The sequence below is a fragment of the Rhodococcus sp. K11/5 genome, assembly GCF_055193735.1.
This window is the reverse complement of record NZ_CM143721.1, coordinates 3,669,029-3,684,365: the sequence shown is the minus strand read 5'-3', so window position 1 is coordinate 3,684,365 and position 15,337 is coordinate 3,669,029. Positions and strand designations below refer to the sequence as shown.

1 protein-coding gene (only partly in view) is annotated in these 15,337 nt (G+C 70.7%); it reads left to right on the top strand.

The features are described 5' to 3' along the window. Nucleotides 1–15,337, top strand: partial view of a non-ribosomal peptide synthase/polyketide synthase gene (locus tag ACY466_RS17175; RefSeq protein ID WP_463246874.1) — the end only. Its footprint begins 18,536 nt before the window's first position; the window shows 15,337 of its 33,873 coding nt (coding positions 18,537–33,873); its start codon lies beyond the left edge, outside the window; the stop codon is at nt 15,335–15,337.

Here is a 15,337-nt window from a genome sequence, read left to right as displayed (position 1 = left end):
GGTGTTCGTCGCGCACCACATCAGCGCCGACGGTGCGTCGATGGCGCCGCTGTTCACCGACGTCTTCACCGCGTACCTCGCGCGGACCGCGGGGGAGGCGCCGGCGTGGTCTCCTCTTCCGGTGCAGTACGCCGACTTCGCGATCTGGCAGCGCGAGGTGCTCGGTGACGACACCGATCCCGAGTCGCTCGCCGCCCGGCAGATCGACCACTGGGCGACCGCCCTGGACGGCATTCCCGAGGCGATCGATCTGCCGACGGACCGTCCCCGCCCGGCCGTGCAGTCGCTCCGCGGTGCGACGCTGCCCTTCTCGATCGACGTCGACACGCACGCAGCGCTGCTCGCCGTGGCGCGCGCACACGACGTGTCCCTGTTCATGGTGGTGCACGCCGCGCTGTCGGTTCTGCTCGAGCGGTTGTCGGGCGGCGACGACGTCGCCGTCGGCACGCCGGTGGCCGGACGCGGTGAGGAGCAGCTCGATCCGCTGGTCGGCATGTTCGTCAACACGTTGGTCCTGCGAGCGACCGTTCTTCCCGACGCGACGTTCGCCGACCTGCTCGCGCAGATCCGCGAGAGCGATCTGACCGCGTTCGGCAACGCGGACATCCCGTTCGAGCGGCTCGTGGAAGTCCTGAAGGTGCCGCGGTCGACGGCGCACCAGCCGCTGTTCCAGGTCGCGTTGGCGTTCAACAACAACGAGCGCCCGGACATGACCATCGCGGGCCTGACCATCACTCCGCTCGAGACCTCGCTGGAGGCGGCGAAGTTCGACCTCCAGCTCTCCATCGGCGAGAATGTCGACGCGTCGGGCGCACCGGCCGGTCTGGAGGCGTCGTTCGACTACGCCACGGATCTGTTCGACGAGTCCTCGGTACGCTCGTTCGCCGACCGCTTCGACCGGATCCTGCGCACCGTGGCCGCCGACGCCACCGCCGTCGTGGGGGACATCGACATCCTCGACGAGGCAGAGATCGCCGAGCTCACTCCGGTGCTCGGTGCCCGGCCGGTCGAATCACGCACGCTGGCGCAGCTTCTGACCGACGGTGCCGCTCTCGACCCGGACGCCGACGCGGTCACGTTCGACGGTCGCACGCTCACGTACCGCGAACTGGACGACGCCTCCTCGGCGTTGGCCCGCGAGCTGATCGACCGGGGGGCCGCACCGGAGACCTTCGTCGCACTCGTCGCCACCCGCTCGATCGAGTCGGTCCTGGGTATCTGGGCGGTCGCGAAGTCCGGGGCCGCGTACCTACCGGTGAACCCGGAGTATCCGGCCGAGCGCATCGAGAACATGCTCACCGACTCGGGCGCGATGCTGTGCCTGACGACGGCCGAGCACGCCGACGTGGTGCCGCGGTCGACGTCGAGCCTGACCATCGACGTCGCGACGCTCGCGGACGCTCCCGCGGCCCGACGGGCTCCGATCACCGACGCGGACCGATCCGCACCGGTACGGATGGATCACCCGGCGTACCTGATCTACACCTCGGGATCCACCGGCACGCCCAAGGGCGTCGTGGTCACGCACGCCGGTCTGGCGAATCTGGCCACCGACGTGCGCGAGCACTACGACGTGTCGCCGGCCTCGCGCTTCCTGCACGTCGCCTCGCCGAGCTTCGACACCTCCGTCGGAGAGTTGTTGGCCTGCTTCACCGCCGGGGCCACCCTGGTCGTCGCGCCGAACGACGTGTTCGGCGGCGACGAACTCGCCGAGCTCATCGCCCGCGAGTCGGTGACCAACGTGGTCATGACTCCGACGGCGCTGATGACGGTGGATCCCGACGGCCTGACGAGCGTCGAGTCCGTGGTGGTCGGCGGCGACGTGTGCCCACCGGAACTGGCCACCCGCTGGTCCGGCAAACTCCGGAACGCCTACGGGCCCACCGAGACCACGGTCATCGTCACCATCACCCCCGCGCTGAACCACGGTGATCGCATCACCATCGGTGCTCCGCTTCGGGGCGTCGCGTCCCTGGTCCTCGACCACCGCCTGCGGCCCGTGCCGCGCGGCGTCCGCGGCGACCTGTACCTGACCGGACCGGGACTGGCCCGCGGTTACCACGACCGGCCGATGGTCACGGCGGAGCGTTTCGTCGCGAACCCGTACGGCGAGCCCGGATCCCGGATGTACCGCACGGGCGACGTGGTGCGTTGGAGCAACTCTCGGGACGTGCCGGCCGATTCCATCGAGTACGTCGGTCGCAGCGACTTCCAGGTCAAGGTGCGCGGTTTCCGCGTCGAACTCGGTGAGATCGACGCGGTCCTCGGGCGCGACGAGCGCGTCGAGTTCTCCGTCACCGTCGGCGCTCACGGACCCGACGGCGACACCGCTCTCGCGTCGTACGTGCTGCCCGCGCCCGGCGCCGCGATCGACCCGGACGACATGAAAGCGCTCGTGGGCGAGAGCCTTCCGGCGCACATGGTGCCGTCCGCAGTGATCCTGCTCGACGAGATTCCGCTCACCCCGATCGGCAAGCTGGACCGGCGCGCCCTGCCCGAGCCCGAGTTCACCCTCGCCGTCTCCGAGTACCGCGCGCCGTCGACGGACCTCGAACGGTCCGTGGTCGCGATCTACGAGGACGTGCTGGGTCTCGACGAGGTCAGCGTCGACGACAGCTTCTTCGATCTCGGCGGCAACTCGCTGAGCGCGACTCGCGTGGTCTCGCGCGTCGGCGCCCTGGTGGGCTCGCGTGTCGGTGTCCGTGAGCTGTTCGAGGCGCCGTCGGTGGCCGAGCTGGCCGCGCGTCTGAGTGGTCGCGCCGCCGACGTCACTCCGCGTCCGGTGCTGGGGGAGACCCCGCGCCCCGACCGAGTTCCGTTGTCGCTCGCCCAGTCCCGGATGTGGTTCCTCAACCGCTTCGATCCGAACTCGGCCGCGTACAACATCCCGTTGGCCGTGCGCATGGTCGGCACCCTCGACGTTCCGGTGCTCACCGCGGCCGTCGCCGACGTCCTCGCGCGGCACGAGTCCCTGCGCACGGTCTACCCGGACACCGCCGACGGTCCCGTCCAGGTCGTGCTGCCGGTGGCGGACGTCGCCCCCGACCTCACACCCGCGGACGTCTCCGAGGAGGAGCTGCCGGGTCACCTGTGGGAGCTCGCCACCGCCGGATTCGACGTCACCGCAGCCGTTCCCGTGCGGGTGCGGCTCTACCGCACCGCCCCGGACACCTACGTGCTGGCCCTCGTGGTGCACCACGTGTCCGCGGACGGCGAGTCGATGGCCCCGTTCGTGCGCGACGTGGCGACCGCCTACGTCGCCCGCGCGGCCGGCCAGGAGCCGCAGTTCGCCCCGCTGGCCGTGCAGTACGCGGACTACGCGGTGTGGCAGCGCCTGGTGCTCGGCGACGAGAACGATCCGTCCAGCGTGCTCACCGCCCAGGTCGCGTTCTGGCGCGACGCGCTCGCGGAGTCGCCGGATCAACTCGAGCTGCCCACGGACCACCCCCGTCCGCCCGTGCAGTCGTTGCGCGGCAAGCGCGTCGAGTTCACCGTGCCTGCCTCGGCGCACCAGGGTCTGGAGAGGGTCTCGCGCGCGCTCGGCGCCAGCACCTTCATGGCCGCGCACGCGGTCTTCGCGATCCTGTTGGCGCGGCTGTCCGGAACCGACGACATCGTCGTGGGCACCCCCATCGCCGGTCGCGGCGAGGAGGCGCTCGAGGGCGTCGTCGGCATGTTCGTCAACACCCTCGCGTTGCGTACCCGCATCGACGCCGATCTGGACTTCGAGACCACGCTGCGGCACGTGAAAGAGGCCGACCTGCAGGCGTTCTCGCATGCCGACGTGCCGTTCGAACGTCTCGTCGAGGTTCTGAATCCCGCGCGCTCGACCGCGCGGCACCCGTTCTTCCAGGTGGGTCTGTCCTTCCAGAACATCGAACGCGGCGTGCTCGAGTTGCCGGACCTCAGCATCGAGGCGCTCGACGTCGAGGGCGACAACGCGCAGTTCGATCTGCACCTGATCCTCTCCGACTTCTACGACGAGGACGGCACTCCCGCGGGAATGTCGGCGATCTTCACCTACGCCACCGACCTGTTCGAGCACCGCACCGTCGAGGACTTCGCCGTGCGGTTCCTGCGGCTGGTGGACAACGTCGTCGCGGCCGAGACCACCCCGGTCGGCGACCTGCCGGTGCTGTCCGGGGACGAACTGCGCGCGGTGGTCGTCGAGCGCAACGCGACCGACGTCGACCTGCCCGACGCGACCCTGCCCGATCTCTTCGACGCGGCCGTCGCGGCCCATCCCGACGAGATCGCGCTCGTGTTCGAGGGCACCGAACTGACCTATGTGGAGTTCGCCGCTCGCGTCGACGGTGTCGCGCAGGTGCTGATCGACCGCGGACTGGGAACCGAGGACATCGTCGGGCTCGCCCTGGCCCGGTCCGTCGAACTGCTGGTCGGGATGTACGCGGTCGCCAAGGCAGGAGCGGTCTATCTGCCGATCGACCCGGATCACCCCGCCGAGCGCACCGCATTCGTGCTCGAGACCGCGCGCCCGGCGCTGGTCCTCACCTCGTCGGCCCGGACCGTCTCGGTGCCGGGCGAGGTCGCCACGCTCGACATCGACGTCGTGCCCGCAGCGCAGACACCTCTGTCGCCGCGCGTGCGCGATCTGCACCCGGACAACACGGCGTACCTGATCTTCACCTCGGGCTCGACCGGCAAGCCCAAGGGTGTCGCCGTGACGCACCGCGCCATCTCGAACCAGTTGCGGTGGAAGCAGTCCGAGTACCCGCTCGGCACCGACGACGCCGTGCTGCAGCGCACTCCGGCGACGTTCGACCTGTCGGTCTGGGAATTCTGGTGGGCGCCCACCGTCGGCGCCACCCTGGTGGTCGCCGCACCGGACGGTCACCGCGATCCGGTGTACCTGGCGAACCTGATCGCCGAACGCCGCATCACCACCGTGCATTTCGTGCCGTCGCTGCTCGCGTCGTTCCTGGCGATCGCGGATCCGGCGTCGCTGACGTCGCTGCGACGCATCCTCGCCATCGGTGAGGCGCTGACGGCGGACACCGTCGCCCGCGTCCACGAGGTCCTGGGCACCGGCGACTTCGCCGCCGCCCCGGTCGAACTGCACAACCTCTACGGACCCACGGAGGCTGCCGTGTCGATCACCCATCACGAGGTCACGGACGTCTCGTCGTCCGTCGTGCCCATCGGGCGCCCCGAGTGGAACAGTCGCGTCTACGTGCTCGACGAGCGGCTGCATCCCGTGCCGGTGGGCGTCGTGGGTGAGCTGTACCTCGCGGGAGATCAGTTGGCCCGCGGTTACTTCGGCCGTCCTGACCTCACGTCGGAGCGTTTCGTCGCCGATCCCTTCACCCAGCTCACGCGGTCGGCGGCGGGGAGCCGCATGTACCGCACCGGTGACCTGGTGCGGTGGAGTCGCGACAGTTCCGGAGGTGGTCGATCCGAGCTGATCTACGTCGGCCGCAGCGACTTCCAGGTCAAGGTGCGCGGTTTCCGCATCGAGCTCGAGGAGATCGAACGGGCGCTGATCGCACACGAGGACGTCGACAGCGCCGTCGTCGTGGTCCGCAGCGATGCGCACACCGGCGATCAGCTCGTCGGCTACGTGGTGCCGCGCGCCGGAGTCACGATCGAGACGGCCGATCTGCTCGAGTTCGTCGGTCGCGCCGTGCCCGCGTACATGGTTCCCGCGACACTGATGGTCCTGGATGCCCTACCGCTCAACGTGAACGGCAAGCTCGACCGGAAGGCGTTGCCGCAGCCGGACTTCGACCTCGGTGCCACCGAGTACCGCGCCCCGCGTACCCCGGTCGAGGAGGTCGTGGCGTCGGTGTTCGCCGACGTTCTCGGCACCGATCGGGTGAGCACCACGGACAGCTTCTTCGCCCTCGGTGGCAACTCGCTGAGCGCCACTCGCGTGATCGCCCGGATCAACGAGGCCCTCGGCATCGATCTCGGCGTGCGCGAGCTGTTCGAGGCACCCACCGTGGCCGGGCTCGCCGGCAAGGCCGAGCACCGCGACGGCGGGATCGCCCGCCCGGCGCTCACCGCCCGGCACCGCCCGGATCGGGTTCCGCTGTCCACGGCGCAGTCGCGCATGTGGTTCGTGAACCAGTTCGACCCGGACTCGCCCGCGTACAACATCCCGATGGTCATCCGCCTCACCGGCGAGCTCGACGTCCCCGCGCTGCGGGCGGCCGTCGAGGACGTCGTGGAGCGGCACGAAACGCTGCGCACCTACTACCCGGACACCGGTTCCGGCCCCGAGCAGCGCATCCTCACCACCTCCGAGCTGACGGCGAGCGGGGTTCTCGCCGACGTCGAACTCGAGGACGTGGCCGACGAGACCGCGATGATGGACCGCGTCCGCGCCCTGGTCACCGCCGGGTTCGACGTCTCGACCTCGGTGCCGGTGCGTGCCGGACTGGTGCGTCTCGCCGGAACCGACGAGCACGTTCTCGTACTCGTCGTCCACCACGTGTCCGCCGACGGTGCCTCGATGGCGCCGCTGGCCCGCGACATCATGGTCGCCTACGGATCCCGCACCGCGGGCGGCGAACCCGGCTGGGGACCGCTGGCCGTACAGTACGCCGACTACGCCCTCTGGCAGCGCGAGCTGCTCGGCGACGAGTCCGATCCGGCGTCGCTCGCCGCGCGGCAGATCGACTTCTGGTCGACCGAGCTCGCCGACCTGCCCGACGTCATCGACCTGCCCACCGACCGGCCACGACCGTCCGTGCAGTCGATGCGCGGCGCGGATCATCACTTCGCGATCTCCGCCGACCGGCAGGCCGCCCTCGACGCGTTGGCGCGGGAGAACAACGCGTCGCTGTTCATGGTGGTGCACGCGTTGCTCGCCGTGCTGCTCGCGCGGTCGTCCACCACCGACGACATCGCCGTCGGCACCGCCATCGCGGGCCGGCCCAGCGAGAAGCTCGACGACGTCGTCGGCATGTTCGTCAACACGCTCGTGCTGCGCACGCAGGTGCGTCCGGGGGAGTTGTTCCGCGACCTGCTGGCGCGGACCCGGTCCACGGACCTCGCGGCGTTCACGCACACCGACATTCCGTTCGAGCGTCTCGTCGAGGTGCTCGCCCCGGAACGCTCCACCGCGTTCTCGCCGCTGTTCCAGGTGGCGCTGGCGTTGCAGAACAACGCCCGCGCACACCTCGAGCTGCCCGGCCTGACCGTGCAGGGTGTCGACGCCGAGGGCGGCACGGCGAAGTTCGATCTACAGCTGTCCATGGTGGAGTCGTTCGACGACGACCGCGCTCCGGCCGGGATCGACGCCGTCTTCACCTACGCCACCGATCTGTTCGACGAGGCCACCATCGCGCGGTTCGCCGACCGGTTCCGGCGTCTGGTCGACGCCGTCGTCGCCGACCCGGCCGTCGCCGTCGGGGACATCGATCTGCTCGTCGAATCCGAGCGGGCCGAGCTGCTCCCGGTCCGGGGACCGGCCGACGCCGAGCCGACGACGTTGCCGCAGATCCTCGCGGCCGCCGTCGCGCACGATCCCGACGCCGTCGCGGTGTCCCTGGGGTCGACGTCGCTGACGTACCGCGAACTCGACACTCGCGCAGGCGAACTGGCGCAGCTGCTCGTCGACCACGGAGTGGGGCCGGACACCATCGTCGCGTCCGCACTGCCTCGTTCGGTGGATTCCGTGGTGGCGTTCTGGGCCATCGCGAAGGCGGGCGGGGCGATCGTCCCGGTCGATCCCACCTACCCGGCCGATCGCATCGCGCACATGATCTCCGACACCGCGACGCCTATCGGTCTGACCGTCACGGCCAACGTCGACGCGCTGCCGTCGGAGGTCACGTGGATCCGCCTCGACGACCCGGCGACCGTCGCCGAACTGCAGGCCGCCGAGCCGCTGTCGGCGACCGCCCGCGAGATCGACCTCGACGACGCCGCCTACGTCATCTACACCTCCGGCTCCACCGGTCGACCCAAGGGCGTCGTGGTGACGCACACGGGTCTGGCCAACGTGGTGGTCGAGCAGCGCGAGCGCCTCGGCCTGACCCCGGATTCGACGGTGCTGCACTTCGCGTCGCCGAGCTTCGACGCGTCCGTGTTCGAGATCCTCATGGCGACCGCCGCCGCGTCGACCATGGTGATCGCGCCCGCCTCGATCATCGGCGGCGACGAGCTCACCCACCTGCTGCGTGGGAACCGCGTCACGCACGCGTTCGTCACCCCCGCCGCACTGACCACGCTGGACCCGGCGGGTCTCGACGATCTCGAGGTCCTCGCGGTCGCCGGTGAGGCCTGCCCGCCGGAGGTCATGCGCCGGTGGGCACCGGGCCGGAAGATGTTCAACCTGTACGGCCCGAGCGAGGCGACCATCTGGTCCTCCTCGTCGATCCCGATGTCGCCGGATCGCCCGGTGACCATCGGTGGACCCACGCGCGGCGTGCACCTCGCGGTGCTGGACGAGCGTCTGCAGCCGGTTCCGCGCGGTGTCCCCGGTGAGCTCTACGTGGCGGGTCCCGCCGTCGCCCGCGGGTACCACGCGCGGATGTCGTTGACCTCCACCCGATTCGTGGCGGCCCCGTTCGGCGAGCCCGGCTCGCGGATGTACCGCACCGGCGACGTCGTGCGGTGGGTGGCCGACAGCGACAGCGGCAGAAACAGCGGCAGCGGCGATCACCGCACCGAGCCGAACCTCGAGTACGTGGGACGCAGCGACTTCCAGGTGAAGGTCCGCGGTTTCCGCATCGAACTCGGCGAGATCGACGCCGTGCTCGGTCGCCGCGACGACGTCGACTTCGCCGTCACCGTCGGGCTCGCCCACGGGCACACCGGTCAGACCGTGCTCGTGTCCTACGTACTCCCGGTGCGCGGTGCGACCCTCGACGTCGCCGAACTCTCCGAGCACGTCGGCGCCTCGCTGCCCGGCTACATGGTGCCGTCGTCGATCATGGTTCTCGACGACATCCCGCTCACCCCGGCCGGCAAGCTCGATCGCCGCGCACTCCCGGAACCGGTGTTCACCAGCGTCACCGAGAGCTACCGCGCGCCCTCCACCCCCATGGAGGAGTCCATCGCGGCTCTCTTCGCAGAGGTTCTCGGGGTCGAGCGCGTGGGCGTCGACGATTCGTTCTTCGGCCTCGGCGGCGACAGCATCGTCTCCATCCAGCTGGTCACCCGAGCCAAGGCCGCGGGCGTGATCTTCCGGGCCCGCGACGTCTTCGAACGACGCACGGTCGGGGCACTCGCCGAGATCGCCACCCGCGCCGAGGACGGCGCCACCGGTGCCGTGTTGGCCGAGATCGACGGCGGCGGCATCGGTCGCATGCCGCTCACTCCGATCATGCGCTGGCTCGTGGACACGCGACGGGCGTACGACCGGTTCGCCCAGGCCGTGTTCCTGACCCTCCCCGACGGCGTCGAAGCGGAGCACCTGCACGCCACCGTCGGCGCGTTGCTCGATCGTCACGATCAGCTTCGGTCTCGACTGGTGGACGGCGGCGCCGAGCTGGAGATCTCCCCGCTCGGCGCGATCGATCCCGCATCGGTGCTCACCCGGGTCGACACGGCGCACGCCCCCGGATCCGACGAGTTCGTCGCGCTCACCGAGGCCGAGCTCGACGCGGCCGCGGATCGGTTGTCCCCGGCCGAGGGTCGCATGATGCAGTTCGTGTGGTTCGCGCAGGAGACCGAGACCGGCGACGCGTCGGGTCGACTGCTGATCCTCGTGCACCACCTCGTGGTCGACGGTGTGTCGTGGCGGGTGCTGGTGCCCGATGTCGCCACCGCCTATTCGCAGATCGCGTCCGGTGCACCGGCCGAGCTTCCCGCCGTGCCGACGTCGATGCGGACCTGGGCGCACGCGCTGGCCGCCGAGGCCGTATCGGATTCGCGCACAGCCGAACTGGACTACTGGACGAGTGTCCTGAGCCGTCCCACCGCGCCGCTCGGTTCCCGCACCGTGGACCCCGAGATCGACGTGATCTCGACGGTCGAACGCATCGAGGTCGAACTCCCCGTGGAGGTCACCGAGGCGCTGCTCACCACCCTGCCCGAGGCGTATCACGGCGGGGTCAACGATTCCCTGCTCACCGCCCTGGCTCTCGCCGTCGCGTCCTGGCGCGCGGAGCGCGGTCTTCCCGCCGCCGGTCTCGCCGTCGACCTCGAGGGCCACGGCCGCGAGGAGGACGCGGTGGGCGCCGCGGCCGAACTGGGCCGCACGGTCGGCTGGTTCACCACGCTGTACCCGGTCCGCCTCGACGTGACCGACGCCGACACCGCCGACGCGCTCGCCGGTGGCGCGGCCGCGGGGGCGGCGTTCAAGGCCGTCAAGGAGCAGCTGCTCTCGGTGCCCGAGCGGGGCATCGGATTCGGCATGCTGCGCCATCTGAATCCGGAGACGTCGGAGGCCCTGGCCGCGCTGGGAACCTCGGAGATCGGGTTCAACTACCTCGGCCGCGTGTCCGGCACGGCGGGAGCCGACCTGTCCGAGTTCGCGTCGTTCGGGTGGCAGCCGGCGTCCGACGGCGGGCAGCTCGGCGGTGCGCAGGACGCGGACATGGTGGTTCCGGCCGTCCTGTCCATCAACGCCGCCACCACCGACTCGCCCGACGGGCCCGTGCTCACCGCATCGTTCGCGCACGCCACGGGCATCCTCTCGGCCGCGGACACCCAGCAGCTGGTGGACCACTTCGTCCGCGCGGCAACGGCTCTGGCCGACCACGCGGGCCGCGCCGACACCGGTGGTCTCACACCGTCGGACGTGCCGCTGGTCCCGCTCACCCAGCCGGTCCTCGACCGGCTCGAGTCGGCCTACCCGTCGCTCGCCGACGTCTGGTCGCTCGCACCGCTGCAGGAAGGCATGCTGTTCCACTCCGTGCTGGCGGAGGGGGCGGGCCTCGCGGACGCCGCGACCGACGTCTACACGGCACAGGTGGCTCTTCAGCTGCGCGGTGTCGTCGACATCGAGCGCATGCGCGGCGCGGCCGCCGCCCTGGTGCAGCGTCACCCGCACCTGCGCGCCGGATTCGTGACGGACGTCAGCGGAACGTCGGTGCAGGTGGTGGTCGACGACGTCGACATCGACTTCCGCACCGTCGATCTCACGCACCTCGGAGAGAGCGAGCGCGGCACCGAGGTGGCGTCGCTGCTGCGCGAGCACCGCGTCACGCGGTTCCGGATGGACCGACCCCCGCTCATGCGCTTCCTCATGATCGTGACGGGGCCGTCGTCCTACGTGTTCGCCGTGAGCAACCACCACATCCTGCTCGACGGTTGGTCGATGCCGCTGATGCTGAAGGACCTCATCGTCCTGTACGCGGCTCGCGGCGACGCGTCGGTGCTGCCTCGCGTCCGTCCCTACCGAGACTTCCTGTCCTGGTTGGCCGATCGCGATGTCGAGTCCGCCCGCGCCGCCTGGGTGCACGCCCTCGGTGGACTCGACGAGCCGACCGTGCTGGCTCCGGCCGTCGCGAGCGCTGCCGGTCCGGACGTGATCCCGGTGGAGCACGAGGTCGCGATCGGTGCGCGCGTCAGCGAGGCGCTGGCTCAGGTCGCGCGCGACCGCGGCGTCACCATGAACACCATCGTGCAGGCGGCGTGGGGCATTCTGCTGGCCCGCACGGTGGCGTCGGAGGACGTGGTCTTCGGTGCGACGGTCTCCGGGCGCCCGCCCGAGATCGGCGGTATCGAATCGATGCTGGGACTGTTCATCACCACCATCCCGGTACGCATCCGCCTCGATCCGAACGAGTCCGTCCTGTCGCTGCTCGAGCGCATCCAGTCCGAGCAGGCCGACCTGATGGAGCACCACTACCTGGGGTTGCCCAAGATCCAGCAGGCCGTCGGAGTGGGCGGTCTGTTCGACACGTTGACCGTCTTCGAGTCGTACCCCATCGAGAGTGCGGGAATCGACGAGACCACCGACATCGACGGCATGACCTTCGCCGGAGCGGACGTCGACGACGCCTCGCACTACCCGATGACCGTTCTCGCGCACACGGATTCGACCGTGCACGTGACGCTCAAGTACCTGCCCTCGGTCTTCGGGGCCGATCGCGTCGAGACCATCGCAACGCGCTTCGCGCACATTCTGGAGATCGTCGCGACCCGAGGATCGTCGACGGTGGGCGACATCGACCTGCTCACCGACGCCGAGCGTCGCTCGGTGCTCGTGGACTTCAACGACACCGCCCGCGAGGTCCCGGACACCTCCCTGACCGCGCTGATCGGCGCGCAGGCGGCTCGCACTCCCGACGCGATCGCGGCGGAGTTCGCCGGCGAGACGATGACGTACGCGCAGTTCGACGCGCGGGTCGCTCGGGTGGCTCGCGGTCTGCTCGCGCGGGGCCTCGGTCCCGACGATCGGGTGGGAGTGGCCCTGCCGCGCTCCCTCGATCTGCTGGTGAGCCTGGTGGCCGTCAGCGCCGCCGGTGCGGCGTACGTACCGCTCGACCCGGAGAACCCGATCGAGCGCACGGCGGCGGTCCTCGCCGCCGCGTCGCCGCGAACCGTGATCGTCCACGACGCCGCGACGAGCGAGATCGCCTCCCTCGGTGTGGACGTGGTCGAGCCGGCGCACTTGGCGGAGGGACGCTCGGACGAGCCGATCACCGACGCCGAACGCGGCGTCGTGCACGCCGATGCGCTGGCCTACGTGCTCTTCACCTCCGGTTCCACCGGTGTCCCCAAGGGCGTCGAGGTGACGGTTCGCGGGCTGGTCAATCAGCTCCGGTGGTTCACCGAGACGTACGACCTCACCGAGAGCGACGTCGTCCTGCTCAAGACCCCGGTGACGTTCGACGCATCCGTGTGGGAGGTGTTCGCGCCCCTGACGGTGGGTGCGCGCACCGTGATCGCGGAACCCGACGGTCACCGCGATCCGGCGTACCTCGCGCGCACGGTGTCCGATCGCCACGTCACGGTCGTGCAGTTCGTGCCGTCCGTGTTGTCGCTGTTCGTCGAGGCCGCAGCATCGGGCGAACTCGATTCGCTGCGCGTGGTCTTCTCCGGCGGCGAGGCCCTCGGCTCCGCCCTGGTGGAACGCGTTCGAGCGGTCACCGAGGCTCGGGTGGTCAACCTCTACGGCCCCACCGAGGTCACGGTCGACGCGACCGCACACGAGGTGGTCGAGCCCGTCGGGGCCTCACCCGCCATCGCCGGCGCGGGTGCCCTCCCCATCGGTCGTCCGGTCTGGAACACCACGGCCAAGGTCCTCGATCACCGGCTGAAGCCCGTCGCCCCGGGCGCGTCGGGCGAGCTGTATCTCGCCGGCACCCAGGTCGCACGGGGCTACGCGGCGCGTCCGGATCTCACGGCCGAGCGGTTCGTCGCCGATCCGTACGGAGCCGCGGGTGAGCGGATGTACCGCACGGGCGACCTGGTGCGCTGGACGCCCGACGGCGATCTCGAGTTCGTCGGACGCGTCGACTTCCAGGTGAAGTTGCGCGGTCTGCGCATCGAGCTCGAGGAGATCGAGGCCGTCCTGGCCGATCACCCGGACGTCGCGCGCGCCGCGGTGACGGTGCACGAGAGCGGATCCGCGAGCGTGCTGGTGGGCTACGTCATGCCGCGCCCCGGGACCGACGTGGACGCCGACGCGGTGATCGCGGCGGCGGCCCGGTCGCTCCCGGCGTACATGGTGCCGGACACGGTGATGGTGCTGAGCGAGTTCCCGTCCACGTCGAGCGGCAAGACCGATCGTCGCGCGCTCCCTGCCCCGCAGCTCACCTCGTCCGGGGACTACCGGGCGCCGAGCACGGCGACGGAAACGGCGCTGGCCGCGATCGTCGCCGAGGTGTTGGGCGTCGAGCGAGTAGGCGCGGACGATTCGTTCTTCGAACTCGGCGGCGACAGCATCGTCTCCATGCAGCTCGTCGCGCGCGCCCGCGCCGCCGGCATCGTGTTCACCGCACGCAACGTGTTCGAGCTGAGGACGGTCTCCGCCCTCGCGGCAGCCGCGGACGCGAGGTCGGATTCGGCTCCGGCCGAGCAGGTTCGGGATCGAGTGGGCAGCGCGCCGCTGTCCCCGGTCGCGGAGAAGATGCTCGATCGCGGCGGTGACTGGTCCGGATTCGTCATGCCGATGATGCTCACGCTCCCGGCGGGTGTCGCGGCAGCGGACCTGCACGCCGTGCTGGGCAGCGTCGTCGACCGCCACGACGTTCTCCGCGCGCGCCTCGACGTGACCGATCACGCTCTGGTGATCCCCGAGCCGGACGCGTTCGACCTCGCGGCGTCGGTGACGCGCATCGACCTGCCGATCGGGGCGGAGCCCGGCACCGACGGATACGCCGATCTGCTTCGGGAGCACTTCGACGCGGCGCTGCACCGGCTCGACCCGGTCGCCGGACCGATGCTCGAGTTCCTGTGGTTCGCACCGTCGGAGTCGTCCGTCGCCGGACGGCTGCTGATCCTCCCGCACCACCTGGTGGTCGACTCGGTGTCCTGGCGCATCCTGGTGACCGACCTGGTCACGGCGGGCGCCGCGGTGGCCGCGGGGGAGACCCCGCAGCTCGCCCCGGTGGACACGTCGTGGCGAACGTGGGCGACGGGCCTGCACCGCGCGGCCACCGGCCGCCGCGGCGAGCTCGAGTACTGGCGATCCGTTCTGGCTCCCGAGGATCCGCCGTTGGGTCGACGTCGGTTGGACCCGGCCGTCGACACGGCCGACCGCCTGTCTCGCACGACGGTCGTGGTGCCCGACGCGGTCTCCGAGGTGCTGCTGGCGCCGTCGACCGAGGGACAGGCGTCCACGTCCGATCTGATCGTCGCGGCGCTCGCCGTCGCGGTGGCACGGTGGCGCGCGCAGCGCGGGACGCCCGCGTCGTCGGCGCTGTTCACGCTGGAGGGCCACGGCCGCGAGGAGTCCGCGGTGCCCGGCGCGGACGTGGCCCGCACGGTCGGCTGGTTCACCACCATGTACCCGGCGCGGGTCGATCTGTCCGGCGTCGACGTCGAGGCCGAGGCGGCCGAGGACATGGCCGTCGAACGCGTGCGGTCGGCGATGGCGGAGGTGCCGGATCACGGCATCGGCTACGGATTGCTGCGGTACCTCGACGAGCCGTCCGCGGCCGAGTTGAGTCCGCACGGCGAGCCGCAGATCGTGTTCAACTACATCGGTCGGGTGGCCGAGACGGCCGTGCCGGAAGGGCTGCGCGGATCGCCCTGGCTGCCGGACTTCGACACGCCGGATCTGGTCGACGTCGCGCGCAATCGCATGCCGGCGCAGGCCGAGCTGGACATCCAGTCGATGGCGGAGAGCGACGCGTCGGGATCGCGGATCAAGGCGTTCCTGTCGTACCCGCCCGAGGTGTTCTCGGACGCGGACGTCACCGAGCTGACGGAACTGTGGCAGGCGGCGCTCGCCGCGATCGTCGGTCGGCGGTAG